We start from the raw sequence: 25,242 nt of genomic DNA, 5'->3' as shown, positions 1-25,242 counted from the left end.
CATGGCAACACAGGACACAGTTTCCGACGACGCACTCATCACGACCGACGTACAGACACCGGTGACAGACCGAAACAACCGACCCGACGAGACGGTCATCGCCGCTCGGAACCTCGATGTTTACTACGGGAACGAGAGGGCCCTCGATGACGTCTCGATCGACATTCCGAAAAACAAGGTCACCGCGATCATCGGCCCGTCCGGCTGCGGGAAATCCACGTTCCTTCGGTGTATCAACCGCATGAACGATCGGATCGACAGCTGCCGCGTCGAGGGAGAACTCTCCTTTTGGGGGACGAACGTGTACGATGAAGAGGTCGATCCGGTAGCGCTCCGCCGGAAGATCGGCCAGGTGTTCCAGAAGCCGAATCCGTTCCCCAAGTCGATCTACGACAACGTGGCATACGGCCTCCGAATCCAGGGACTGGCTTCGGACGTCGATCTCGATGCCGAGGTGGAGCGCGCACTCTGCGGTGCAGCGCTGTGGGAGGAGATACACGGCCAACTCGATTCCTCGGGGCTCGATCTCTCCGGCGGACAGCAACAGCGGCTCTGTATCGCTCGAGCGATCGCCCCTGACCCCGAGGTGATCCTGATGGACGAGCCGACATCGGCGCTCGATCCGGTCGCCGCATCGAAGATCGAAGATCTCATCGACGATCTCGTCGACGACTACACAGTCGTCATCGTCACGCACAACATGCAACAAGCCGCCAGGGTTTCCGACAAGACGGCGGTGTTCCTCACGGGCGGTCGGCTCGTCGAGTTCGATGATACCGGGAAAATATTCTCGAACCCCGAGGACGACCGCGTCGAGGAGTACATCACTGGGAAGTTCGGATAACCATGCCACGACAGGAATACCAAAAACAGCTGGCTGAGCTTCGAACCGACGTTATCGGAATGGCCGATCTCGTCCTGGATCGATACGAACTGGCGCTCCAGGCCTACGAGAAGGAAGACCCAGTCCTCGCGGAGGCGGTGATTGACGGGGACGACGACGTCAACGACCTGTATCTCGATCTGGAGAGGGATCGCATCGAGTTGCTCGCCTTACAGCAGCCGGTAGCCGGCGACCTGCGGTTCGTCGCTGCGTCGTTCAAAATAATCACCGATCTCGAACGAGTGGCCGATCTGGCGACGAACCTCGCACGCTATTCTTGTACTGCGGAGGGACAGCTTCACCAGGAAGTAACGCTCCGGCAACTCGCAGATGACGCCGGCGAGATGGTCCATGACGCGGTCGAGGCCTACGAGGCCGAGGACGTAGCGGCCTGCCTCGAAATCGCTCGCCGGGACGACAGCCTCGACGCGGCCTGCGAGGCGGCGACCGAACGGGTACTCTCACGACTCGTCCAGTCCGACCAGGTCCGTGGTGACGACGACGGAGCGTTGAAAACGACGATCGAAGGAGTCTCGACAGCCCTGTTGACGATCCGGGATCTCGAACGCGTGGGCGATCACGCGGTCAACATCGCCGCACGGTCACTGTACATGATACAAAACGACGACGAACTCCTGTATTGAGATGAAAAACGGTGTCGACCCGATCGAACGGAAGATACAGCGTACCGGCGGCTCGACCTACACTGTCTCGCTGCCCAAAGAATGGGCGATGAGCCAGGAAATCGAGAGCGGTTCGATTGTACGCTGTTTCGCCTACGCGGACCGACTGGTTATCACCCGAAAGCAGGATCGCGGTGATCGAGGGACGGTCCGCCTCGATGCCGGGGAGGTCGAACAGTACGATCTCGAGTCGACAATCGCCGCCGCGTACGTCTCCGGCTGTGACGCGGTTCGGATCGACGGCGTGGTTTCTGCGGGAGTCCGACGGGAGATCCGCGATGCAGTCGACCGGCTGATCGGCTTCGAGATCGACGAGGAGGGGGACGGGACGGTCATCGCCAGGGCGATGCTTGCGTCGGGAAATCTCCCGCCCGAACGTGCACTCATGCGAATGGAGATGACTGCCCTGTCGATGCACGAGGACGCGATCGAGGCCGTCCTGAACTCTAACGGCGACACGGCTGTCGACGTCCGGGCGGCCGACCACGACGTCGACAGGCTGTTCGCCCTGCTCGCACGGCGGTTCCAGCGGTCTGAGGCCCGCGTGGCGGAACGTAGTCGCGACGGCGACAGTCGGTTGACTCCGTTCGACTACTACACCGCCGCCCGGCAGATCGAACGGATCGCGGACCACGCAGAGAAGATCGCCGGAACGATCGAACGCATCGACGGTCCCGTCGAGGGATCGACCGCAGACCGCATCCGGATTCTCGGAAAACGCTCCCGGGACGTCACCAGGACGGCGCTGTCCGGCCTCTTCGAGGGGGATCACGCCGAGCTTCGGTCGGCGGCTGCGGCGGCGGACGCAATCGCCGACGATGCCGAGCAGCTCGACCGGGAGCTGTACGAACTTGACCCCGAACAGGGATATCACCTCGGTATCGTTCTGGATAGCGTGATCCGCACGGCGAGGTACGGCGCAAACGTCGCCGAGGCCGGCTTGCAGGCGGCGATGCGACACAGACAGAAGTGACACGACAATCGGACTCCGAATACTCCTATGACACAGCCCGACGACACAACGAACGCTGCATCCAGCGAGCCTGCACCGACGACCGACTCGACACCGACGAGCCAGCCGGAATCGATCGCGACCGATCCGGTCACCCTCGCGTTCGTTTGCGTACAGAACGCGGGACGGAGCCAGATGGCGGCTGCCTTCGCCCGTCGGGAGCGGGACCGACGCGGGTTACGCGGACGCGTCCGGATCTGTACCGGCGGCACCCATCCCGCCGAGGACGTTCACGAGGTCGTCGTCGATGCGATGCTCGAACGCGGAGTCGATATCTCCGATCGGACACCCAGCGAAATCACGCCCGGCGAACTAGCATCGGTCGACGTCGTCATCACGATGGGCTGTTCCGCCTCGGGCGTCTGTCCGGCGACCTGGAACGGGGAGAGCCGGGACTGGGATCTGGACGATCCCCACGGACGAGCGCTCGAGGACGTCGTGCGGATCCGCGACGAAATCGAACGACTCGTGGAGGAGCTGTTCGACGATATCGAAACGGGGACGGTCGGAGAAAGAGAGGACAGTACCGAATGACGGTTCTCTGTGCCCCTATTCGGTGATAACTTCTCGCTCTTCGGTGAACTCCTCCCCCTCGTCGTACGTCGCCAGCGCGACCCCGATCATCACCGGGATCACGACGGGCCACACGAGGATCGGGAAGTAATCGGGGAACAGATAGAGGTTCCCGATGGTTCCCAAGAGCCCGAACACGATCGTCGCGAACACGGCTTCGGCGGTCATCTTCTTCCACAGGACGAGCGCGGCAAGCGGCATGCCGAGCGAGACGCCGAGCCCGACGAACGCGAACTCGATGATGTCGAAGATCGTCCCCGGGCGGACGTACGCCAGCGCCACGCCGATCACGGCGGCGGTCACGACGACCCCGCGGCCGAACAGGATCAGCTCCCGCTCGGTCGCCGCCGGGTTGATCCGCTCCTCGTAGAAACGGGTGACGTCGGCGGATGTGACGATCATCATCGAGTCGGACGTCGAGAGGATCGCGCCGATGATCCCTGCGAGCAACAGCCCCGCGAGCCACGCCGGGAACAGGTCGACGATAGCGTGCATCGCGACGTTCTCGTGGTGGATGTCGGCACCCTCGTAGAGCACCCGTCCGGCGGCGCCCATGATGAGCGGCACCGTCAGGCGCAGCGACTGGAAGGCGACGGCGATCACCGACGCCGCGCTGATGATCCGCTCGGACCGGATCGCCTGGAACCGCATCAGCCCGTGTGGCTGGCCGATCGCCCCGAAGGCGAAGGTGATCCACGCCAGAATGGCGATCGTCAGGGCCATCCCGGAGCTTCCGGCAGTCATGCTGAGCAGGTTCGCGTCGACGGCGCCGGCTTCGGCGACGAACGCCGACCAGCCGCCGATCTCGAGCACCATGCCGATCGGCACCAGGATCGCGGCGACGATCACCAGCGAACCCATCAGCAGGTGTGCGGTCACGGAGGCGTTGAATCCGCCGAGCGTGGTGTAAAAGCCAACTGCGATCCCGCCGATCAGGATCGCCGTCGTGTACGGAATGCCGAGGCCGACGTCCATCGCCTCGCCGATGGCGATAATCTGGGCGCCGATGTACGACATCAAGAACACGACGATCGTGAACGTCGCGACCAGTCGGATCGCCGGCCCCAGGCGGTGTTCGGCGAACGTGGAGGCCAGGTGGTCGACGACCGTCTGGCTCCCGAGCTCTTCGGAGGTCCGGCGGAACGTCGGGGCGACGAACCGGTAGAGGAACAGCACGATGAGAACCATCGTGATCGAGAACCACAGGCCGCTGAGCCCGACCGTAAAGCCGACCCCGACCCACGCGAAGAACGTCCATCCGCTCGCGACGGCAGTCACTTCAGAGATCGCGATCGGTACGGTTCCGACGTCCCGATCCGCCAGCATGTACTCGGAGAGCCGCTTCATCTCCGTCGTAAAGAAGAAGTACAGCCCGATCGCGAGCAACGTGGCGATGAACAGCCCGAACGTCAGCTGAAACTGAAGTTCGCTCATCGGTCACCGTTTCCCGACGACGGTTACCCGTCCGTCTCCCCTGCTTTTGTCGATGCGGTACAGTAGGTACGTCGCGATCGGAACGACGATCATTATCGCCAGCGCGATCGTCGTCCCAATTGGGACTCCTGACATGTGTTGCAAACGTCGAAACGAGAGACATGCACAAATAATTATCCCTAACCTGTCATTCTAATAAACGTAATAATTGTACGCTTTGTACATTACGTCTACCGAATTTTTGTAAAGAATTACTTAAAAACCCGTAATCAGGTCATATATGTGACGTTACTTGATCTGATTTTCGAAACAGCAAAACATCATATTAATTATGATGAATCCTGCGTGGTCGAATTTGGGTCCGATTTTGCGAGGTCCGTACTTTTTATCGGTGACGTGGTTTCCGTTGTCGAGGCATTCGGTACTGAACCAATTTTCCGATCATGTTATACCGGAATCTCCCCGACTACAGATAATACAACGAACTTTTACATTCGCCATATTATAAAACTTTTTATGTATTGTTGCGATCGCAGACACGCGGTTTGGTCCGTGCTTGTAACTGCTGTAAATATTTATGTTCCTGTTTAATTCGGTAAATAGTCTTATTCTCGCAGATAATCTCTTTATTACTTTTATTATTTGTGAATTTTTAGTGTGGACCGAGACCAACAGCTACAACAAAAACACGAACAGTTTATATTAATTAATATTATAATATATTACTCTACTAGGAGAAGACAATACCATCCAACTATCGACAGGTTACTCGTACATGTCCGCCTGGTAGGGGATCGGGAGCTGTCCTCGCCTGTCGACGGCGCCGTCGGTCTGCAACGCGGTCCTGTCGACGATGTCGGTCTCTCCGTCGGCGACCAGGTCCGCGACGATCTGTCCGGTTGCGGGCGCGTGCATGAACGCCCGACCGGAATGGGCGATGTCGTTTACGAGGCCGGGGACGCTCTCCTCGATGATGGGGTGGTTGCTCGGAGAAATCGCGTACACGCCGGACCACCCCTCCGCGACGCGGGTTTCGGGACCGAAGTAGTCGGCCATCTCGACGAGGGCGTCCATCGCGTCGGTCGCCCACTCGAGATCGACGCTGTCGCTGAACGAGCTCGGCTCGTCGGGATCGACGTCCGGGTCGTCGGGGTGGAAATGACCGCCGCCGGTGACGAACTGCTCGTCCTCCGGTCGGAAGTACGCACCCGACTCCAGATCCATCACCAGAGGAAGGTCCTCGGGGACCGTCCGTTCCGGTTCGAAGAACGCGGCCCGGCGCTTCTTCGGCGAGATCGGGATCTCGACGCCGGCCATCGCGGCGATGCGGTGGCCCCACGAGCCGGCGGCGTTGATCACGTAGTCCGCCTCCAGTTCCGTCCCGCCCTCGTCTTTCCCGCCGTTTACTTCGACGCCCGTAACGCGGCCGTTCGCGCCCTGTAACAGGTCGGTTACCCGCGATTCGACCCGAATGTCGACCCCGTTCTCTCGGGCGAGGGTTCCGTACGCCTGCAGCGCCGAGTGGGCGTCCATCATCGCGTCCTTCGGACTCCAGGCGGCTGCCACGTAGGTGTCCGTCTCCAGTCCGGGGACGATCTCGGTCGCCTCTTCGGGAGTCAGGAACTCCGTGCCCGCTCCGAGCCTGTTTTGCATGATCACGTCCTTCCGGAGGGATTCGTACTGGGTCCGGCTCCTGACACCGAAGAGGTAGCCGTTCTCGCGGTAGTCGATCTCGAACCCGAGTTCGGATTCGAACTCCCGCCAGACCGGCCTCGATGCGAGCGACAGCTCCACGTGCACCGGGGTCGAGTACATCGATCGCACTCCGCCGACGGCCCGCGGCGTGCTCCCGTTTCCGAGGTTCTCGCCCTGTTCGAGCAGCGTTACGTCTCCGATTTCCTCCCGTTTTGAGAGGTAGTAGGCCGCTGCTGCGCCCGAAATCCCGCCACCGATCACGACGACGTCCGTACTCATGTGTATTGCTACCACCTGATCGCGTTATCATCCACGGGATCGCACTATAAAACCTTGGGATGGATGCGAACGAGGACCGAATCCGAACTGCGGGGACGAGATCGTCCTACTGGAGCGCTTTCTCGGATCCTTTCTCGACGTACCGTTCCAGTTCCGCCGCCAGGTCCTCGTCGAGGGGGGGCTGTTCGTACTCCTCGAGGCGAGCGTCGACTTTCTCCCGGGCGAGTTCGAACGACGTCTTTTCACCCTGGTTCTCCCAGTCGTCGGTCGACTGTCGGTCGTAGATCTCCGACATGTAGTGGTCGGTCTTGCAGTGGTTTAGCGTGTGCCGCTTGTCGAGGAAGTGTCCGCCGGGTTCGACTTCCCTGAGTAGGTCGAGCGCGAACGCGTCCTCGTCGAGGTCGTACCCCTCCTGGAATCGCTTCACGTACCGGATCCGTTCGGCGTCGAGGACGTATTTCTCCGGGGAAACAGTCGAATAGGAATCCAGGATCCCCGCCGCGTGCAGGACGAAGTCGATGCCGCTGTACATCGTCGTCATCAGCTGCATCATCGACTCCGCGCCGCTTTGATCGTCGACGGTCTTCGCGTCGGTCAGACACCCCCCTGCGCGCGAAGGAATGTCGTAGTATCGGCCGATCTGGGCGGCGTAGGAGACGAACAGCGCTCCCTCGGGACTCCCGATCGAGAACGTCCCGTGTCTGACGTCGACGTTCGAGGAGGGTAGACCGTACACGACCGGGGTTCCGGGGTTCGTGAGCTGGGCGATCGTGATCCCGGTGAGTATCTCGGCGTTCGCGAGCGCCATCGATCCCGCCAGCGGCGACGGTCCCGAGGCGTTGGCCATCACGGCGGCGGAAACGAGCGTCGGCTGGCCGTGTTTCGCATACTCGATCAGGCCGCCAGTCATCTTCTTGTCCCACCGGCGGGGGGAGATCGTGTTTATAACCCCCGCTGCGTACGGCTTCGACAGCTCCCGGTCGTCGTTCGCGATGCCGGCCATCTCGAGGCTCGCTTTCGCCCGGTCTGGGCCGTAAGTCGATCCCAGAATCGGCTTGTCGGTGAGCGTGAGCGACCGCTGGATCATCTCGTAGTGTTTCACCTCCTGGGGGACGTCGTTGGGCTCACAGAGGTTATAGCCCGTGACGTCGATCACGTCCTCTGACTGTGCCAGCTTGGCGAGGGTCTCGTAGTCGTCGATCGTCGACGAGCGCGTCCCGTCCTCGAACGTCCGCACGTTCGGCGCGCCGTACCCCGACGCCAGCGCCGGCCCGTCGCCGTCGCCGACGCCGACGGATCGATCGGGATTGCGCGCGTGCAAGGTAAACGACGACGGTGCCTCGGCGACCGCGTCCTCGATGAGGGATCGCGGGATCGTTACCAGTTCCGCGTCCTCGCTGTCGTCTTCTACGGACGCGCCGTGTTCCTCCAGGAGTTCGACTGCGCCCTCGTGGCTTATCCGAATCCCGATGTCTTCGAGGATCTCTATCGTCGTCTCGTGAATCGCCTCGACGCCCGCTTCGGACAGGGTTTCGAGGGTAGGGACGTCTATCGTCTCTAGATCGTACTCCATGTTTTGACCTTCCGACCGACTCATAAATTTGTTTTGGCGATCGGCGTCCGGGATCTCGAGTTCCGAGTGAACAATCACCAAACATTTATAACCCTCCATCGGAACGTCTTGTAGTAACCGTCACTGTCGTGGAGATGTGACGGAGTGCGATTCACCAGCCGGCGTCGTCCGGGCTAGCCCGATGTCCGTCGAGACGAACCGATCCTCGGGGCGGTCGACATCCTCGGGGCGGTCGACATCCTCGGACAGGCCGGACCAACCGGCTGTCGACGCACGAGAACGCGGTCAGAGGTGAGGTGACATCATGAGTCAAGAACGATCTCGAGGGATGGTCGAACAGTTTACGAACGAGGTCGACGGGCTGACGTTCGGCATCGGCGTCGTCGTCGCGTCGCTTGCGGTCGCGGCGTTTATCTTCCGTGAGGGGGCGGCGACGGAGATCATGTGGAGCATCAACGATCTCCTCTGGGAACAGCTCAGCTGGTTTTACCTGATGATCATGTTCGTGTTCGTGGTCTTCGTGATCTTCCTGATCTTGAGTCCGTGGGGGAAGATCAAACTCGGCAAGGACGGTCAGGAACCCGAGTTCACGTTCCTGTCGTACTTCGTGATGCTGTACTCGGCGGCGATCGCCGCGGGGATTGTCTTCTGGGGGCCCGCGGAGGCGATCTTCCACTACGAGACGCCGTCGCCGCTGGTCGGCGCCGACGGAATGACCTCCGAGGCCGCAGTCGGGGCGCTCCAGTACACCTTCTTCCATTGGGGGATCTCCGCATGGACGGTGTACATCATCATGGCGCTCCCGATCGCCTTCTACGCCTACCGTCACGACGCGCCGTTGCGCATCTCGACGGTGATCGCACCGTGGGTCGGACTGGACAACTTGGACGGCTTCTGGGCAAAGGTGATTGACGTCGTCGCCGTGCTCACGACGATCGGCGGGGTGGCGACGACGCTCGGACTCGTCGGCTCCCAGTTCCTCGTGGGGTTGAACTACGTCGCGGGCGTCCAGGTCGGCGACCTCGGCACCGTACTGGTCATCACCGGATTGACCGTTGGCTTTACCCTCTCGGTCGCCGCTGGGGTCCGCCGGGGGATCCGTCGGGTCTCTCACTTCAACATGGTGCTGTTCTTCGTGTTGATGATCGCGGCGTTTCTCCTGGGGCCGACGTCGTACATCATGACCGCCGGGACCGAGGCCCTCGGCGGCTACATCAACGAGTTCATCACGATGAGCCTGTACACGAACGCCGAGGGGGCCGAACCCGCGTGGTTCGTGGGTAGCTGGACGGTGTTCTACTGGGCGTGGTGGTTCTCGTGGGCACCGTTCGTCGGGCTGTTCATCGCCCGCATTTCGAAGGGTCGGACCGTCCGTCAGGTCGCGTTTACCGGCGTGTTCGCCTCGACGGGGATCACGATCCCGTGGTTCGCCACGATGGGCGGCACGTCGATCTTCATGCAGGAAACCGGACAGGCCGACGTTCTCGCTGTCATCGGCGAGTACGGCGGCGACGAGGCCGCAGCCGGCTACCCGATGTTCGAGGCGCTTCCGCTCGGAGAACTGCTCACGGTGATGTTCCTCGTGTTGATCACGACGTTCCTCATCACCTCGGCGGACTCCTCGACGCTGGCGCTGGGGATGCTCACCACCGGCGGCGCCGAGAGTCCCTCGACGATCAACCGGGTCATCTGGGCCGCCCTCATCGGGATGTTGGCGTCGATGTTGATGGTCGTCGGCGGCGTCGACGCGGTGCAGGCGGCGGCGATCATCCTCGGGACGCCGTTCGGGATCGTCCTGTTCCTCGGGATGTTGAACATGATCGTTACGTTCGGGGGCGAACGGCCGATATTCCTTCAGTCCGAAGAGGAGATCCCTGTCGTCTCCGCCCGGGACGAGTTTACGGCGGCGGACGACGACTGAGTGGCGACTCCGGCGGGAACTTCCCGATCTGATTTTGGCTGTCTTCTCCTGTTCCATACTGGCGGCGAGCGGTACTTACTTGAAACGAGGCGTCGACGTAGGGATATGCTCCACCTCGAGGGGCCACTGCTTTCAGTGGACGTGAGCGATTGCAGTACAGCCACCGTCGACATCGACGGGATCTTGAAACGGTTTATCGGGGGCCGAGGGGCCGCCGTTCGGCTGGCCCACGAACGGATCCCGTTCGACGCGGATCCGTTCGGGCCGGAGAACAGCCTGTTTTTCACCACCGGACCGCTCCAGGCGGCGCCGATGGCGTTCACCGGCCGGACGAACGCCACGGCGCTGTCGCCGCTCACCGACGGCCTCCACTCCTCGAACGCGGGCGGGTATCTCTCCAGGGCGCTGCACGCGACGGGATACGGCGCAATCGAGATAACGGGTGCGTCCGACGAACTGCTTGCGGTGCACGTTTCCGACGAGGGGGTCGAGTTCGAGCCGGTTCCCGAACTCGAGGCTGCTACGGTGAGTGAAACGACAGACGCGATGGACGACCGGGATTACGGCGACGAGCAGGTCGCAGCGATCGGCCCGGCCGGGGAGAACCTGGTCCGGTTTGCGAGCGTGATGACGTCCGAACACCGGGCGTTCGGTCGGGGCGGGCTCGGTGCGGTGCTCGGATCGAAAAACGTCAAATGCCTCACCTTCGAGGGGGACACGGACCGGGAGATCGAACTCCCCGACGCAGCCGGCGAGATCACCCGCGAGGCGGCCACCGACGACCACATCATGAAAACCCAGGGCACCGCCTTCGAGACGGAGTGGGTCAACGACGAGTTCTCGCTTCCGACCAGATACTTCGAGCGCACCGAGTTCGACGAGGGCGTCGAGGGGATCTCGGGCGACCGCGTCGAGGAGAAGAAGTACGACACCGCTACCTGTTCGGCGTGTACGTTCGCCTGCAAACTGCCGACACGCGACGAGGACACTGGACTCGAGACGGAGGGTCCGGAGTTCGAGACGGTGTTTTCGTTCGGCTCCAACCTCCTGGTCGACGATGTCGTCGACGTCATGCAGTCGAACGACCTGTGTGACGAACTCGGTCTCGACACAATCAGTGCGGGTGTCACGATCGGCGCGTATCTCGACGCCGAAGGCGGGTTTGGGGACGCCGATCTCGTCCACGAGTTGATCCGGAAGATCGCCGACCGCGAGGGAGACGGGGATCTCCTCGCACAAGGAGTCGACCGGTGTGCACCAGAGCTGGGGGTTGAAAACTGGACGGTCAAGGGACTCGAGTTCCCGGCCCACGACGGTCGGGTCTGTCACGGGCTCGCGTTGAGCTACGCCGTTTCCAACCACGGGGCCGACCACATGTACTCGGCGATGAACATCTACGACTACTTCCAGGCCGACGAACCCGAGACCGTCGAGGGGAAAGCCGAGATCCTCCCCGAGGTCGAAAACCAGAAGGCGGTAAACGACAGCGCGATCCTCTGTCGGTTCTCCCGGAACTACGTGCTCGAAACCTGGGACGGGGAGGACCACCGCGACCGGTACACGACGCTTCTGGAGGCCGACTACGAGGAACTCATGTCGGTCGGAACCCGGGTCGTCGAACTCGAGCGCCACTTCAACAACCAGCGCGGACGCGACCGAGCTGACGACGGGGTTCCCTACGAGATCCCGGGGATCGAGGGCGCGATCGAGGAGTACTACGAACGTCGCGGATGGAACACCGACGGTACCGTTCCGGACGAACGGATCCAGTCGAACGGCTGAGGGCACTCCGTGGTGGGAAAACGGAGGAACGATCGTCCAATCGATCCCCCGCTCAATCGTTCGCTGTCGGTTTCGTCTGCTCCTCGAACCGTTCCAGCGAGAACTCCTCGAGGTCCGCCAGCTCCGAGTCTCCCTCCGTCAGGAGATCTGCGAGTATCGACCCGACTGCCGGCGCGGTTTTGAACCCGTGTCCGGAGAACCCGCAGGCGAAGTAACAGCCGTCGGGGCCCGCCTGATCGATGACGAACCCGCGGTCGGGCGTATCCGAGTACACCCCGCAGTAGCCCCCGCGGAGCTTCGAGTCGGCGAGCCCCGGAGCGAACTCTTCGAGTTCCTCGATGAACTTCAGGATTGTCTCCTCGTCGGGGTCGCGCTTGTAGGTGTCCGGATCGACCGTTTCCCCGACGTGGTGAGTCGCGATCAACACGCCCTCCCCGAAGTCCGGCCGCAGGTACCAGTCCGCGTCCGGTTTTCCCGTCGTCGGCAGGTTCTCGAGTTTGGCTGCATCGAACTCCTCGGGAGGTTCCAGCAGCAGGATCTGCTCTCGGGTGAGCCGCATCGGGATGTCGACGCCGACCCAGCCGGCGATCCGACCGCTCCAGGGTCCGGCGGCGACGATCACGTCGTCGGTCTGGATCGGTCCGGCGTCCGTTTCGATGCCGACAATTCCGCCGTCTTCGGTCAGCAGGTCCTCTGCCTCGACGTCGGTAACGACGGTCGCCCCCTCCCGCTGGGCCGCCCGGGCGAACCCCCCCGCGACGTCGGAGGCGTCCGAGTACGCCGCGGTGTCGTCGCTCACCGCGAAGTCGACGTCCTCGACCGACAACATCGGGTATCGGCGTTCGAGTTCCGCCCGGCCGTATCGGCTCACGGGAATCCCGAGTTCCGAGAGCGTCTCGTACCCCGCCTGCGCGTACTCCCCGGACGGTTCGCCGTTCTTTCCGAGCCTGACAAGAGGGTTGTCCGTGTACGCGATCGGTTCGCCAGTCCGCTCTTCGAAGTTCCGGAAGAACTCGTGGCTCCAGTCGGCCAGTCGCGAGTAGGTTTCTCGGTCGCCGTAGTGGTGTCTGATGATCGCCGAGGAGTCACCGGTCGATCCGCTGGCGATCCCGTCGCGTTCGATCAACAGGGTCTTGCGGTCGGTTTCGGTGGCGAGAAAGTACGCCGCGCTGGTCCCGACGATGCCGCCGCCGACGATGATGACGTCGACTGCACTAGGGAGTCTCTCTGCTGTCTCCATATCTCGCTATGACTGTGGTGGCGTCTAAAAAAGTACCGCCGACGGCGTTACTGGTCGAAACCCGTCCCTGGTGGCGTGTGTCCCCCGCCGACGACTTGCGTCGCGACAGCGATCCGATCCCCATCGTCGACGGGGACCGAAAGCGCGTCGAGCGTCGTCCGGTTCTTTCGGACGATCACGCGGTTCCGAACCGTTCCGTCGTCGTCGAACAGCTGTTCGGCGAGCTCCGGATACTCCTTCCCGAGGGACTCGAGGAGTGTCGAGACGGTCGTTCCCTCCGGAGGGGTTCTCGTGACGGACTTGACGCCGGCCGCGTCGCGCAGCCGGCCGTACAGGCGTATCTCGACTGGCACGCGATCACCTTGCCACCGTCCCTACAAGTCAGTTTCCCGTTCCCCTCGACTCGTCGAGTTCCGTTTGTCATATGTGAACGCTACTGTGCTTCCACCGTCGACACTTTGTCCACGATCCGGCCGACTACCCGTAGCGTCGAAGCGTACGGGTCGTTTCCGCCGGAATTCCCTCGCGAGTTCCGAAACGACGGGAAGAGAGTTATGCAGAACTCCACGTTGGTGTTTGTAGTATGAAAACGATTAAGGCGCATTCGAAGAACATCGGATCATGGACGACCACAACGGGCGGGAGGTACAGACCGTAAACAGGAGCTTCCAGATCGTACGGGCGCTCGCGGATCGGGAGGGGGCCGGGGTCACCGAACTCGCCGATGCGCTGGAACTCTCGAAAGGTGCGGTCCACACGCATCTGAACACGCTCGAGTCGAACGGCGTCGTCACACAGCAGGGCGACGAGTACCGACTCGGCCTGCGGTTCATCACGTTCGGAGAGTACGTAAAGCGGCAACGCCCGCTTTACGGGGCTGGCCGGGACGAAACCGACGCCCTCGCGGAGGCGACAGGCGAGTACGCCCACCTCATGGCGGAAGAGCGGGGGCGCGGCTTCCACATTTACAAGTCTCGCGGCGACAACGCGGTCGGTCAGCCGTACCACGACATGAACCTCCAGAAGGAGGACCACCTCCACTACTCCGCGGCGGGAAAATCGATCCTCTCGTGTCTTTCCGAGTCCCGGGTCGACGACATCGTCGACGCGTACGGTCTCCCCGAGCGGACCGGAAACACGATCACCTCCCGCGGAGAGCTGTTCGATCGCCTCGAACAGATTCGGGAGCGGGGGTACGCGCTGAACGACGAAGAGGAGATCGATGGGCTCCGTGCCGTCGGAGCCCCAATCGACACCGCCGGGGTAGTGGGCGCCATCAGCGTTTCCGGCCCGGTGAGCCGGCTGAAAGGGGACCGCTTCCGCGAGGAACTGCCCGAACGGGTGATGCAGGCCGCGAACGTGATCGAACTGAGCGTCCAGACGGCCTCGTTTTGAGTTATCGAGTTGTTCCAGGGACCCATCCACGCTCACGGTTGCTATTTGTCATATCCGAACAACCGATAAAAACGGGGTACACCGGGGAGACGTTGTTTCACTTTCGTTGGAATACTTTTGCAATGCACGAACGATCCGTATTCGCCGAGGTTTCCGTCTCCGGGCCGGTTCGGTTGTGACTGGAACGCCCGGCGGCGACGCGACGTGTCCCGTTACAGTCATATGTGTGTCCTCGTTACACCGTTACCTTTGTAACGTAGTGGTGAGAGGCGTACCGTATGGGAACGGAATCGACAGACCGGCCCGACAGCAAGGTTGCCCGCGTGATCGAGGAGCACGAACTCGATGGATGGGGCGACCGACTGGAGGCCGAGTGGCTCGGCGTCGACGGGGAACGGACCAGTCTCCGGGATCTCGCGGACCAGTTCAACCGCGCCGTTCTGGAGGCGACGCTCCGGGACGCCGACGTGGTCGCGATCGAGTACGACGTAGAGAGCACCTATCGCGTCCTCACGGACGACGACGTCCCCCGTGCAGACGTCCTACGGAAGGAGCGAGAACTCGAACGGGAGGGAGTCGACGTCGAGGAGCTCCGGAGTAACTTCGTCACACATCAGGCCGTCCATTCGTATCTTCGAGACTATCGGGAAGCGGAGCTCGAGGACCGATCGGTCGATCCAGAACGGAAAGTAGAGACCCTCCAGCGCCTCGAGGGGCGTACCGCTGCAGTCGCCCAGTCGACTCTCGACGGGCTCGTCCGATCCGGGGAGGTGACCGACCGGGAGTACGAACTGTTCGTGGAGGTTCGGGCGGTTTGCGAGGAGTGTGGTCGCGACTATGCGCTCGTCGATCTGGTTCGGGACGGTGGCTGCGACTGCGGCGGAGAGTAAATATTTAAGTACGTGTTCCTGTAATTAGGTTGTACAACAACATGTCTTCACAAAAGTCAGTGGACGAGACACTGACGGTTACCGCGGAAAACGTCGGCGGGATCGACCGGACGGAGGTAACGCTTCCGTCCGGAGTCGCCGTCCTGACCGGCCGGAACGCGACGAACCGAACTTCGTTTCTCCAGGCGTTGATGGCGGCGTTCGGCAGCGAGAAGCCCTCCCTGAAGGCCGACGCCGACGAGGGTCGAGTGGAACTGCAGCTGGAGGGGGAAACGTACAGCCGTACGCTGACCCGACGGAACGGAACCGTCGCGTTCGACGGCGATCCTTACCTCCAGGATCCCGAGCTCGCGGACCTGTTTGCGTTCCTGCTCGAGGACAACGAGGCCCGACGGGCGATCCAGCGGGGCGACGACCTCCGTGAGGTGATCATGCGGCCGGTCGACACCGCCGAGATCGAACGGGAGATCGACGAACTCGAGTCCGAGAAACGCGAGATCGACCAGGAGATCTCCCGGCTCGAACAGTTCGAGGAGGACCTGCCCGAACTGGAGTCGAAGAAACGGAGCCTGGAGACGGAACTGGAGGAAACGCGCGAGGAGCTGGCAGAGGTCGAGTCCGAACTCGACGGGCTCGACGCCGACATCGAGGAGAGCCGGACCCGAAAAGAGGAGCTCGAGGAGCTGTTCTCCGAACTGCGGGACGCCCAGTCCCGGCTCGAGGACGTCGAGTTCGAGCTCGAAACCGAACGGGCGACGATCCAGGAGCTCACTGCCGAACGCGAGGAGCTGCAGACCGACGAGGGGGACGAACTCGACGACGATCGGAGCGTCGATCAACTCGAGGGGCGGATCGAGGAGCTCCGCGACAGAAAGCGGGCGCTCGACGGGACGATCGGCAAACTGCAAAGCGTCATCAGCTTCAACGAGGAGCTGCTCGAAGAGGACGACGCGACAGTCGAACGCGTTTTCCAGGCTTCAGACGCCGACGGCCGGGCCGACGGCGACGGGGCGGTCACCGACGAACTGCTGTCGGCCGACACGACCGTCTGCTGGACCTGCGGTTCCGATGTCGAAGTCGACCGGATCGAGGGAACGCTCGATCGTCTCCGGGAGCTCAGGAAGGATCAGCTCTCACAGCGAAACGAACTCGAATCGCGGATCGACGACCTCACCGACGAGCGGCAACAGCTCCGGCAACGAAAGCGACAGCGGGAACGCAACGAACGGCGTCTCGAGCGGATCGAGACGGAACTGGACTCCTCCCGGGAACGGATCGAAACGCTCGAGGAAAAGCGTGAGGCGCTCGAATCCGAGATCGAGGGGCTCGAAGAGCAAACCGAATCCTTCGAGGAGACCAACTACAGCGAGGTGCTCGACCGCCACAGGGAGGCGAACCGGCTGGAACTTGAGGTCGGGCGACTCCAAAACGAACTCGAAAGCGTCGAAGACGATATCGAAGAGCGCGAAAACGCCACCGACGCCCGCGAGGAGCTTTCGACCCGCCGCGAGCAGATCACCGACGAGCTCGCCGACCTCCGGACTCGAGTCGATCGACTGGAGGCCGAAGCGGTCGAGTCGTTCAACGAGCACATCGACGCCATCCTGGAGATCCTGGAGTACGAAAACATCGACCGGATCTGGATCGAGCGCCGCGAGGAGACCGTCAGAGAGGGTCGCCGGTCCGTCGATCGGACGGCGTTCGACCTCCACGTCGTCCGGTCGGCCGACGGCACGGCCTACCGGGACACCGTCGATCACCTCTCGGAGAGCGAACGCGAGGTGACCGGGCTCGTGTTCGCGCTCGCGGGGTATCTCGTCCACGACGTTCACGAGATTCTCCCGGTGATGCTTCTGGACTCACTGGAGGCGATTGACTCCGAGCGCATCGCCGCCGTCGTCGACTACTTCGAGGAGTACGTCGATCACCTCGTCATCGCGCTGCTCCCCGAGGACGCCCAGGCGCTCTCCGAGGAGTACGCCTACGTGACCGAGATCTGAACCGTCCGGTGCCTGTGTAGTTTCTGTTCTCGAAATAATGTCGTCACAGTTTATTTCTTCGGATACGGCACGTGTTCTCTTCAACGTCCACCTTCTCTGGGTCATCGCACTGTGATCGCTACCGGGAATCGACGGAATCTATTTTCGCATACGTGAATAATTGGACCGATTTCGCTTACGTGAATCACGTGAATCTTTAATACCGAGCGCCCGCTCGTTCGGACAACGATGCTCGCTGATCCCCCGGGAAGCACGCTCGACACGACCGAACGGTCCCTCGCTTTGCTCGAGGCGATCAAACGACGGGAGGGCGCGACGATGACCGAACTCGCCGAGGAGCTCTCTCTCGCGGTGAGTACAGTGTTCAAACATCTCGCGACGCTGGAATCGAACGGCTACCTCATCAAGGAGGAAGACACGTATCACGTGGGATTTCGATTCCTGAACCTGGGGGAGCACGCCCGGTCGCGGCTCCCCGGGAACCAGGCGATCGACGAAGCGGTCCACCGGCTGGCCGAGGAGACGACCGAGGAGGTGGACTTCATCGTCGAGGATCACGGCCGGATCATCACGGTCTCGGAGTCGTACCACAAGTGGGTCAAGTACGCCGAGGGTGGATCCAACGGCTACCGCGCTCGGATGGGGACGTACTATCCCATCCATTCGACCGCCTCGGGCAAGGCGATCCTGGCGACGTATTCCCGGGAACGCGTGGACTCGATTGTCGATCGATGGGGGCTGGAGGCGGTAACAGAGAACACGATTACCGACAGGGAGCAGCTGTACGAGGAACTGAATCGCACGGAGGAACGGGGATTTGCGCTCGGCGACGAGGAGTACACCGAGGGGCTTCGAAGCGTCGGGATGGCCGTTCGGGACGGGGACGGAAACACCGTCGGATCGATGAGCGTTTCGGGGCCGAGCTACCGTCTCACTGGCGACGTATTCCGGGAGCGCATCCCGGCGTCACTCCGAACTGTCGTCGAGAAACTGGAAGCGGAGATCGCCGCGGCGACCGCAGGCGACTGACCTGGGTCATCCGGTCGTTGCCGTTTCAACCTACAGCGACGGTTCAGAGAGGTTGACGTAGACGGATTTCGTCTGCCGGTAGTGATCGAGCGCCTCCAGCCCGAGGTCCTTGCCGACGCCGGACTCCTTGAAGCCGCCGTAGGGCGCCTCCGGCAGGATCGGCCCGTACTCGTTGACGTAGATCAGGCCGGCCTCGATGTCGTTTGCGGCGTTGTGCACGAGCGATGTCGACTCCGTGCCGACGCCGGCGGCCAGCCCGTACCGGGTGTCGTTCGCGAGTTCGATCGCCTCCTCGTAGCTCGAAAACGGGATGATCGTCTGGACCGGCCCGAAGATCTCCTCGCGGGCGATCGTGTCGTCGTTTTTTACGTCTCCGAAAACGGTCGGCTCCACGTACCAGCCGTCCGCCAGTTCCGGATCGTCCGGACGGCCGCCGCCACACAGCAGGTCGGCCTCCCGTTTGCCGGTCTCGATGTAGTCTGTCACCGTCTCGAACTGGTTTTCGGAGGTCAGCGGCCCCATCGTGGTCTCCTCGTCGAGCGGGTCCCCGAGGGTGTACGATTCGGCGTTTTCGACGAACCGCTCGGTGAACTCCTCGATGACGTCCTCGTGAACCAGCGCCCGTGAGAACGCGTCGCAGATCTCGCCCGTGCTGTAGAAGATCCCGTCGGCGACCGCATCGACGACCCGGTCCAGGTCGGCATCGGGGAAGACGACGAACGGGGACTTCCCGCCCAACTCGAGCGTGACTGGTGCGACTCGGTCTGCGGCCGCGTGCATCACGCCCGAGCCGACCGCCGTACTCCCCGTGAAGGAGACCTTCCGGATCTCGTCGTGCTCGGCGATCGCGCTTCCGGTCTCGCTCCCCTTCCCCGTCACGACGTTGAGTACCCCGTCCGGGAGAATTCCCTCCGAGAGCTGTGCGACCCGGATCGTCGTCAGCGGGCTGTCCGTCGAGGGTTTGAGCACTGTGGCGTTGCCGGCCGCGAGTGCGGGGCCGAGCTTCCAGGCTGCGGCCCACATCGGGAAGTTCCACGGGACGATCTGGCCGACGACGCCGTACGGCTCGTGTTTTGTGTACAGGTGGAGGTCGTCACCGGCTGGAACGTGATCGGCCCGCTGGGCGCGACACACCGACGCGTAGTACTCCAGGGTGTCGATCGCGCCCTCGACCTCGCCGCGCGCCTGCGTGATCGGTTTGCCGGTGTCGAGACACTCCAGCTTCGCGAGTTCGTCGACGTGCTCTGTGAGGACGTCGATCCACTCGAACAGCAGGTTCGACCGCTCTCGGGGCGTTGTGGACGCCCACTCGCGGTCGAAGGCGTCCCAGGCGGCCTCGACGGCGGCGTCGACGTCGCCGGATCCACATCGCGGAACCTCCAGGATCGGCTCGTCGATCGCCGGATCCCGGGTTTCCAGCCCCTCGTCGGTCCGGTAGTGGTCCCCGCCGATCCAGGCGTGAAACTCGGTTCCGTCGGTCGCTTCCTCGTGTGCCGATAGATGTCGCTCGACTATGGCTGTCTCTCCTTGTGGCTCTGCCATGGGTTGCGTATCGATGCAGGCGTTCTTAAATTTGTGCTCCTGTCACTCGGCGTACGGATACTTTTATGAACTGCGAGGGAAACCTCCAAACGAGATGCGAAGGCAAGCCCGACGTATTCGGAGAGGAGAGTCCGTCGACCGTCGATCGAACGCCCCGAGCGTGACGTTCGCTACGCCGGAGGGCCGAAAATGAGCTTCGGCGAGTACACGCTGTCGTTCCCGATCTGGGTGGAGTTCGGCAACGGCAAAAGCGAGCGGGTCGGCCCGCTCGTCGACTCTCAACAGTGGGAGTCGGTACTGGTCGTCACCGACGAGGGAATCCGGGAGGTCGGCCTCCTCGAGGGGATCGAACAGTCCCTCGATGATGCGGGTATCGAGTACATCGTCTACGACGGCGTCGAGCCGAATCCGACGACGTCGATGGTCGAGGAGGCGACAGGACTGCTCGATACGGAAGGCTGTGACGCGGTCGTGGCCGTCGGCGGCGGCAGCGTAATGGACGTCGGCAAGGGAGCGACGCTGATGGCGACGAACTCGGGAGAGGTCGCAGACTACGAGGTGAAGTCCGCCGAGGACGTGATGGAAGCACCGATCGAGACGGAACCGCTACCGCTGGTGACCGTTCCCACGACCGCCGGCACCGGCAGCGAGGTGGACTACTGGGCGGTCATCACCGACGAAGAGCGCGACTTCAAAATGGCGATGGGACAGCCGCCGCTGTACCCGGACGGCCCGTATCTGGGTGCCGAAATCGCGCTGGTGGACCCCGAACTCACCGCGTCGCTGCCGCCGCGCCAGACGGCCGCGACCGGTTTCGACGCGTTTTCACACGCGCTGGAGAACCACGTCTCCTCGGCGCGACCGCCGGTCGTCGAACCGCTGACGTACAACGTGATGGAACTGGTGTCGGCCAACCTGGTGGAGGCCTACGAGGAGGGGACGATGGCTTCCCGCGAGCGGATGATGTTCGCCTCCAACGTGGCGGGAATCTGTGAGAACTTCGCAGGCTTCGGGGCGATTCACTCGCTGGCGGAGGTGACCGGCGGAATGTATCCCGAGATCCCTCACGGCGAGGCGATCGCCGCCTTCACGCCCGCCGTGATGCGGTACAACCTCGAGGAAGTGCCCGACCGGTACGCCGAAGTCGCACAGGCGATGGGTGTCGACGTTTCCGGGCTCTCCGAGGAGGAGGCCGCCCGCGAGGCGGTCGCCGCCGTCGAAGAACTGATCGCGGCGGTCGACCTGCCCGAGAGCCTCGCCGATCTCGACGTCGACGAAGGGGACCTCCCGGAAATTGCCGAAAACGCGCTGTACACGATCGAGATCCACGACAACCCGCGGGACGCCGACGCCGAGGACCTGCTGGAAATCGCTCGTGACGCGTACTGAACGCGAACGCTGACTGAGCCGCAAAACGCCCGCACGCCCCAGATGCGGGAGGTGTACTCACGGTTGGTTTCGACAGGCAGGAGTTCCGAACCGCTAAAGTAATGTTTTACTAACATTATCCTATCGCCCGACTGCGAGGGATAATAAATAAAAGGTTTTATTATCCATCAGTTTAGATCGTGCCTGTGGCAGTGAAAACCACTCATGAGTTATTCGCAGAACCATGGACCAGCCTGACGATCGACCGATAGTCTTCCGAGTTCCGGTTCGGAAACGGCAAGGGCGGCGTAGCGTTCGAGAGTCACAACTCGAAACAACACTGGACGTTTGTACAGTACGTGAGACGCCGGTGATCGCTCGTGGGCGGTGCCCACTCGCGGACGCCGGCCGACACCGACACGCAGACGACGAACACCGCGTTACACGACGACAATTATGAACCTCTGGAAACTGTTCGGGTTAGAGAACGCAGAGAGAAACGAGAAACTCCTGTTTTTCCTCACGGGAGCAGGACTAATCGCGCTCGGGACAGTCGGTATCGCCAGTCCACAGTGGTTCAACGACGCGATGCTCGGCGCCTACGACTGGGTGTTGCACAACTTCGGGTGGTGGTTCATGGTCCTCGGGTTCGCGTTGCTCGCGTTCTCGGCGTTCATGGCGTTTTCCAGATACGGGCAGATCCGTATCGGCGGCGAGGACGCCACTCCGGAGTTCGGGCTGTTCGGCTGGATCGCGATGGTGTTTACCGTCGGCTACAGCGGCTCGATCATCATCTGGGGCGTAGGAGAACCCGCCTCGATCGTCGCGGCTCCCCCACCGGAGCCGTGGCCGGTGCAGGCGCCGATCGAATCGCTCTCGCTTTCGTTCATGTACATCCACGAGGTGTTCCCCGGCCTCGCGATGTGGTATCCACCGTTCGCGCTCGCGTTCGCGTTGACCATCTACAACAAGGACGTAAGCAGGTACAAGATCAGTTCGATGCTCCGGCCCCTTTTGGGCAAGGACGATTACGGCAAGCTCTACTGGTTCGTCGACCTCGCGTCGCTGATCGCCATCGTGGGTGGGATCGCCGCTACCATGGGGTTCTCTGCGCAGGTGTTTACTGCGCTACTGGATGACGTGTTCCATCTCCCCGGCTCCCAGCTCACGTACGTTCTCTTCGGCTTCATCGGGGTGGTGTTCCTTGCCGACGTCTGGTTGGGTCTCCACAAGGGACTGCAAAACGCCGCGAAGATCACGGTGATACTTGCGATGGTCTCTGCGGCGGCGCTGCTCGTCGTCGGTCCGACGCTGTCGATGATCAACATCGGGCTGGACGCGACCGGCGTCTGGCTGAACAACATGTTCCGACTCTCCTTTTACACTGACCCCACCGCAGCGGGCAACTGGGGCCACTACTGGACCAGTTTCTGGTGGGCGTGGTGGGCCGCCTGGGGCATATTCGTCGGCAGCTTCGTCGCCCGCGTCTCCAAGGGGCGGACGATCCGGGAGACGTTCGTGGTTCTCGTGGGGGTTCCGGGCGTTCTGCTGTGGATACAACACGGGATCATCGGCGGTTGGGTGCTCTCGCCCGGGTTCGTAGAGCCCGTCTCGGATGCTGTCGCCGCCGACGGCATCCCCGCAGGAATTGTAGAGGCGTTGACACTCACCCAGTTCGGGGTGCTCATCGCCGTCCTGTTCCTTTTGGTCATCACCGGATACGTCATCACCTCGCTCGACTCCACCGTGTTCATCCTCTCGTCGATCACTCTCGGAACCGAGAACCCGAACGCACGGAATCGGGCGTGGTGGGGCGTGCTGCTCGCCTTCGTCGGCGTCATGACGATCGAACTTCCGCTATTCGAGGCCATGCAGGCGTTCCCGGTGGTGCTTGCGTTCCCGTTTACGGTGTTTATCGTGGCGATCGCGGCAGCCAGCTACATCGCCGCCCGCGACTACTACCGCGAGACGCTGGACGGCTCCCGGGAAGATTCGCTCGTAACGCAGCGACGTTCGCAGGAGTCGTTCGAGGACGACTGAACCCCTTTCACCGCCGTTTCGGTTCGATCCGCGTTTTCAAAACACGTCCCACCGATCGGCGATGATCCCGTCGACGGCCCGCTCGCGCAGCCGACGGACGTCGGCTTCGGTTTCGGCAGTCCAGACGTTTACAGCAAGCCCGCGATCGTGACATCTTTCGACGATGTCCGTTTCGAGTGCCAGCTCCATCGACGGGTGAAAGGCGACGGCCTTGAGCTCCTCGGCGAGTGCGAGCCGGTCGTCGACGCCCTCGTGACACAGAACTCCGACCGGTGCCGCTTCGTCGGCGTCCCGGAGTTCGCGCAGCGCACGGACGAAAAACGACGAGTACAGCACTTCGACGTCGGCGTCGCCACAGATCTCGAGCACCTCCTTTTCGATCCCCGTCGCCTTCAGCTCGACGTTGACCGGAAGCCAGTCGGGCACCGCCGAAAGCAGCTCCCCGAGGGTCGGAACGGTCTCGCCGGAATCGAGCACCTCCAGTTCCCGGAGCTCTCCGAGCGTGGTCTCGTCGACGCGGCCGGTTCCGTCGGTCACCCGGTCGAGCGTCTCGTCGTGGAAGACGACGAGCTCGCCGGAGCCACACGGGCGTACGTCGATCTCGAAGCCGTCCACGTACGGCGCCGACTGCTCGATCGCTTCGACCGTGTTCTCCGGATGCTGATCCGCACAGCCGCGGTGGCCGATCCGCAACGCCGGCTCCCCGTCGTCACGACGCCGGCCGATCGGGGGTCGACTTCGTCCCATCGATCACTCGTCGACCGGCTGTTCGAGCTGCTCCTCGGATCCGGGGGCGCTTTCCGAGTGGTAGATGGCGTCGCCGGTTTCCGGATCGAACAGGTGGAGCCGTGCTGGATCGTAGGTCAACTCGACCTCGTCACCCGGCTGGAGCGTGCTCCGGGGTTCCGCCTGCACCTTGAACTCGGTGTCGGCGATCCGGCAGTACAAAAGGAGGCTGTCCCCGAGCGGTTCGGTGACCGTAACAGTCGCCGTGAACGTCGTTTCCCCCATGTCGGGATACTCGCTGGCCAGATAGAAGTCCTCGGGACGGATGCCGAGGATCGCCGACCGCTGCCCAGCGGTTACCTCCCCGCTCCCGACCGTGTTCTCTCCGGCGGGAAGCGGGATCGAGAACGCCTCGTGGACGGCGTTGCCGTCACGGACGGTGACGTCGATCATGTTCATCGCCGGGTCGCCGATGAACTCCGCGACAAACCGGTTTTCCGGGAAGTCGTACAGCCGCTGTGGGGAGTCGACCTGCTGGATCTGTCCGGCGTCGATGACTGCGACACGGTCACCAAGCGTCATCGCCTCCGTCTGGTCGTGGGTGACGTAGACGGTGGTCGTCTGCAGTTCGTCGTGGAGCTTCGCCAGTTCGGCACGCATCTGGACCCGTAGCTTCGCGTCGAGGTTCGACAGCGGCTCGTCCATCAAAAACACCTCGGGGTCCCGGGAAATCGCCCGCCCGAGCGCGACCCGCTGGCGCTCCCCGCCGGACAGTGCCCCCGGCTTTCGATCGAGCAGGTCCGTGATGTCGAGGATCTCCGCCGCCTCGGTCACGCGCTGTTCGATCTCCTCGTCGGTGAAGTCGCCGGCGGACTTCATGCCGAACGTCATGTTCCGCTTTGCGGTCATGTGCGGGTACAGCGCGTAGTTTTGAAACACCATGGAGATGTCCCGCTCGTTCGGTTCGAGTCCGGTGACGTCGCGGCCACCGATCTCGATGACGCCGCTTGTGACGTCTTCCAATCCCGAGATGAGTCGGAGCGTCGTGCTCTTTCCACAGCCCGACGGGCCGACGATGACGATGAACTCGCCGTCACGAACCGTCAGGTCGATGCCGTCTACCGCGACGACGTCGTCGAAGCGCTTCACCACGTCGTTGAGTTGAATCGTTGCCATC

General features: G+C 62.5%; 21 protein-coding genes. 12 read left to right on the top strand and 9 right to left on the bottom strand.

The genetic code is table 11. The annotated features are described in order from the left end of the window. Position 1: 1 nt before the first annotated feature. Genes pstB through AArcCO_RS12675 form a run of 4 tightly spaced genes read left to right on the top strand, consistent with a single transcriptional unit; the run spans position 2 to position 3,112 of the window. Positions 2–844 carry a phosphate ABC transporter ATP-binding protein PstB gene (gene pstB, locus AArcCO_RS12690; RefSeq protein WP_259533876.1) on the top strand — a complete coding sequence of 281 codons (843 nt, stop codon included), beginning with the start codon at positions 2–4 and terminating at the stop codon, positions 842–844. A gap of 2 nt (positions 845–846) precedes the next feature. Beyond that, positions 847–1,527, top strand: coding sequence for a phosphate signaling complex protein PhoU (phoU, locus tag AArcCO_RS12685; RefSeq protein ID WP_259533875.1), 681 nt, complete (start codon positions 847–849; stop codon positions 1,525–1,527). A gap of 1 nt (position 1,528) precedes the next feature. Next, positions 1,529–2,539, top strand: coding sequence for a phosphate signaling complex PhoU family protein (locus tag AArcCO_RS12680; RefSeq protein ID WP_259533874.1), 1,011 nt, complete (start codon positions 1,529–1,531; stop codon positions 2,537–2,539). 27 nt (positions 2,540–2,566) lie between these two features. Beyond that, positions 2,567–3,112, top strand: coding sequence for an arsenate-mycothiol transferase ArsC (locus AArcCO_RS12675; RefSeq protein WP_259533873.1), 546 nt, complete (start codon positions 2,567–2,569; stop codon positions 3,110–3,112). A gap of 15 nt (positions 3,113–3,127) precedes the next feature. On the opposite strand, the gene AArcCO_RS12670 is transcribed toward AArcCO_RS12675, so the two are convergent. The 4 genes from AArcCO_RS12670 to AArcCO_RS12655 form a co-directional block, all read right to left on the bottom strand. Then, positions 3,128–4,585 carry a sodium/proline symporter gene (locus AArcCO_RS12670; RefSeq protein WP_259533872.1) on the bottom strand — a complete coding sequence of 486 codons (1,458 nt, stop codon included), beginning with the start codon at positions 4,583–4,585 and terminating at the stop codon, positions 3,128–3,130. 3 nt (positions 4,586–4,588) lie between these two features. Next, positions 4,589–4,720 carry a hypothetical protein gene (locus tag AArcCO_RS12665; protein WP_259533871.1) on the bottom strand — a complete coding sequence of 44 codons (132 nt, stop codon included), beginning with the start codon at positions 4,718–4,720 and terminating at the stop codon, positions 4,589–4,591. A gap of 630 nt (positions 4,721–5,350) precedes the next feature. Beyond that, on the bottom strand, positions 5,351–6,559 hold the full coding sequence (locus tag AArcCO_RS12660) for an NAD(P)/FAD-dependent oxidoreductase (RefSeq protein ID WP_259533870.1): 1,209 nt from the start codon (positions 6,557–6,559) through the stop codon (positions 5,351–5,353). A gap of 106 nt (positions 6,560–6,665) precedes the next feature. Further along, positions 6,666–8,156 carry a trimethylamine methyltransferase family protein gene (locus AArcCO_RS12655; RefSeq protein ID WP_259533869.1) on the bottom strand — a complete coding sequence of 497 codons (1,491 nt, stop codon included), beginning with the start codon at positions 8,154–8,156 and terminating at the stop codon, positions 6,666–6,668. 280 nt (positions 8,157–8,436) lie between these two features. Between AArcCO_RS12655 and AArcCO_RS12650 the strand changes: the two genes are divergently transcribed. Together AArcCO_RS12650 and AArcCO_RS12645 are read left to right on the top strand one after the other, a co-directional pair. Continuing rightward, positions 8,437–10,053 (top strand): BCCT family transporter, encoded by a 1,617-nt coding sequence (locus AArcCO_RS12650; protein ID WP_259533868.1) that lies wholly within the window; start codon positions 8,437–8,439, stop codon positions 10,051–10,053. Between the two features lie 105 nt (positions 10,054–10,158). After that, positions 10,159–11,835 (top strand): aldehyde ferredoxin oxidoreductase family protein, encoded by a 1,677-nt coding sequence (locus AArcCO_RS12645; RefSeq protein WP_259533867.1) that lies wholly within the window; start codon positions 10,159–10,161, stop codon positions 11,833–11,835. Between the two features lie 52 nt (positions 11,836–11,887). Here AArcCO_RS12645 and AArcCO_RS12640 read toward each other — a convergent pair whose 3' ends face one another. Both AArcCO_RS12640 and AArcCO_RS12635 read right to left on the bottom strand, forming a co-directional pair. After that, entirely contained in the window at positions 11,888–13,075 is a 1,188-nt protein-coding gene (locus AArcCO_RS12640) for an NAD(P)/FAD-dependent oxidoreductase (RefSeq protein WP_259533866.1), read from the bottom strand. A 47-nt stretch (positions 13,076–13,122) separates the two neighbouring features. Then, on the bottom strand, positions 13,123–13,428 hold the full coding sequence (locus AArcCO_RS12635; protein WP_259533865.1) for a MoaD/ThiS family protein: 306 nt from the start codon (positions 13,426–13,428) through the stop codon (positions 13,123–13,125). Positions 13,429–13,696: 268 nt separating this feature from the next. Here AArcCO_RS12635 and AArcCO_RS12630 point away from each other — a divergent pair, with 268 nt between their 5' ends. The 4 genes from AArcCO_RS12630 (at position 13,697) to AArcCO_RS12615 (ending at position 18,389) form a co-directional block, all read left to right on the top strand. Then, positions 13,697–14,470, top strand: coding sequence for an IclR family transcriptional regulator (locus AArcCO_RS12630; protein ID WP_259533864.1), 774 nt, complete (start codon positions 13,697–13,699; stop codon positions 14,468–14,470). Between the two features lie 278 nt (positions 14,471–14,748). Beyond that, positions 14,749–15,360, top strand: a complete 612-nt coding sequence (rdfA, locus tag AArcCO_RS12625; RefSeq protein ID WP_259533863.1) for a rod-determining factor RdfA — start codon at positions 14,749–14,751, stop codon at positions 15,358–15,360. Between the two features lie 41 nt (positions 15,361–15,401). Continuing rightward, positions 15,402–17,360 carry an archaea-specific SMC-related protein gene (locus AArcCO_RS12620; RefSeq protein WP_259533862.1) on the top strand — a complete coding sequence of 653 codons (1,959 nt, stop codon included), beginning with the start codon at positions 15,402–15,404 and terminating at the stop codon, positions 17,358–17,360. 228 nt (positions 17,361–17,588) lie between these two features. Continuing rightward, positions 17,589–18,389: an IclR family transcriptional regulator gene (locus AArcCO_RS12615; RefSeq protein WP_259533861.1), complete on the top strand. Its 801-nt coding sequence runs from the start codon at positions 17,589–17,591 to the stop codon at positions 18,387–18,389. Positions 18,390–18,419: 30 nt separating this feature from the next. Here AArcCO_RS12615 and AArcCO_RS12610 read toward each other — a convergent pair whose 3' ends face one another. Continuing rightward, positions 18,420–19,931, bottom strand: coding sequence for an aldehyde dehydrogenase family protein (locus AArcCO_RS12610; RefSeq protein ID WP_259533860.1), 1,512 nt, complete (start codon positions 19,929–19,931; stop codon positions 18,420–18,422). 189 nt (positions 19,932–20,120) lie between these two features. On the opposite strand from AArcCO_RS12610, the gene AArcCO_RS12605 reads away from it, so the two are divergent. Both AArcCO_RS12605 and AArcCO_RS12600 read left to right on the top strand, forming a co-directional pair. Next, complete coding sequence (locus AArcCO_RS12605; RefSeq protein WP_259533859.1) at positions 20,121–21,320, top strand: iron-containing alcohol dehydrogenase; 1,200 nt, start codon at positions 20,121–20,123, stop codon at positions 21,318–21,320. Between the two features lie 435 nt (positions 21,321–21,755). Next, the gene (locus AArcCO_RS12600) at positions 21,756–23,339 is read left to right on the top strand and encodes a BCCT family transporter (protein WP_259533858.1); all 1,584 of its coding nucleotides are present in this window, start codon (positions 21,756–21,758) and stop codon (positions 23,337–23,339) included. A gap of 36 nt (positions 23,340–23,375) precedes the next feature. Here AArcCO_RS12600 and AArcCO_RS12595 read toward each other — a convergent pair whose 3' ends face one another. Beyond that, entirely contained in the window at positions 23,376–24,086 is a 711-nt protein-coding gene (locus tag AArcCO_RS12595) for a glycerophosphodiester phosphodiesterase (RefSeq protein ID WP_259533857.1), read from the bottom strand. Positions 24,087–24,089: 3 nt separating this feature from the next. After that, positions 24,090–25,241 carry an ABC transporter ATP-binding protein gene (locus AArcCO_RS12590; protein ID WP_259533856.1) on the bottom strand — a complete coding sequence of 384 codons (1,152 nt, stop codon included), beginning with the start codon at positions 25,239–25,241 and terminating at the stop codon, positions 24,090–24,092. Position 25,242 lies beyond the last annotated feature (1 nt).

This window comes from Halalkaliarchaeum sp. AArc-CO (assembly GCF_024972735.1).
GTDB lineage: Archaea > Halobacteriota > Halobacteria > Halobacteriales > Haloferacaceae > Halalkaliarchaeum.
This window is presented reverse-complemented; position numbering and strand designations above follow the sequence as displayed.

Coding starts and splice junctions, on each gene's coding strand:
- pstB (WP_259533876.1), top strand. CDS start 2: ATGGCAACACAGGACACAGTTTCCGACGACGCACTCATCACGACCGAC.
- phoU (WP_259533875.1), top strand. CDS start 847: ATGCCACGACAGGAATACCAAAAACAGCTGGCTGAGCTTCGAACCGAC.
- AArcCO_RS12680 (WP_259533874.1), top strand. CDS start 1,529: ATGAAAAACGGTGTCGACCCGATCGAACGGAAGATACAGCGTACCGGC.
- AArcCO_RS12675 (WP_259533873.1), top strand. CDS start 2,567: ATGACACAGCCCGACGACACAACGAACGCTGCATCCAGCGAGCCTGCA.
- AArcCO_RS12670 (WP_259533872.1), bottom strand. CDS start 4,585: ATGAGCGAACTTCAGTTTCAGCTGACGTTCGGGCTGTTCATCGCCACG.
- AArcCO_RS12665 (WP_259533871.1), bottom strand. CDS start 4,720: ATGTCAGGAGTCCCAATTGGGACGACGATCGCGCTGGCGATAATGATC.
- AArcCO_RS12660 (WP_259533870.1), bottom strand. CDS start 6,559: ATGAGTACGGACGTCGTCGTGATCGGTGGCGGGATTTCGGGCGCAGCA.
- AArcCO_RS12655 (WP_259533869.1), bottom strand. CDS start 8,156: ATGAGTCGGTCGGAAGGTCAAAACATGGAGTACGATCTAGAGACGATA.
- AArcCO_RS12650 (WP_259533868.1), top strand. CDS start 8,437: ATGAGTCAAGAACGATCTCGAGGGATGGTCGAACAGTTTACGAACGAG.
- AArcCO_RS12645 (WP_259533867.1), top strand. CDS start 10,159: ATGCTCCACCTCGAGGGGCCACTGCTTTCAGTGGACGTGAGCGATTGC.
- AArcCO_RS12640 (WP_259533866.1), bottom strand. CDS start 13,075: ATGGAGACAGCAGAGAGACTCCCTAGTGCAGTCGACGTCATCATCGTC.
- AArcCO_RS12630 (WP_259533864.1), top strand. CDS start 13,697: ATGGACGACCACAACGGGCGGGAGGTACAGACCGTAAACAGGAGCTTC.
- rdfA (WP_259533863.1), top strand. CDS start 14,749: ATGGGAACGGAATCGACAGACCGGCCCGACAGCAAGGTTGCCCGCGTG.
- AArcCO_RS12620 (WP_259533862.1), top strand. CDS start 15,402: ATGTCTTCACAAAAGTCAGTGGACGAGACACTGACGGTTACCGCGGAA.
- AArcCO_RS12615 (WP_259533861.1), top strand. CDS start 17,589: ATGCTCGCTGATCCCCCGGGAAGCACGCTCGACACGACCGAACGGTCC.
- AArcCO_RS12610 (WP_259533860.1), bottom strand. CDS start 19,931: ATGGCAGAGCCACAAGGAGAGACAGCCATAGTCGAGCGACATCTATCG.
- AArcCO_RS12605 (WP_259533859.1), top strand. CDS start 20,121: ATGAGCTTCGGCGAGTACACGCTGTCGTTCCCGATCTGGGTGGAGTTC.
- AArcCO_RS12600 (WP_259533858.1), top strand. CDS start 21,756: ATGAACCTCTGGAAACTGTTCGGGTTAGAGAACGCAGAGAGAAACGAG.
- AArcCO_RS12595 (WP_259533857.1), bottom strand. CDS start 24,086: ATGGGACGAAGTCGACCCCCGATCGGCCGGCGTCGTGACGACGGGGAG.
- AArcCO_RS12590 (WP_259533856.1), bottom strand. CDS start 25,241: ATGGCAACGATTCAACTCAACGACGTGGTGAAGCGCTTCGACGACGTC.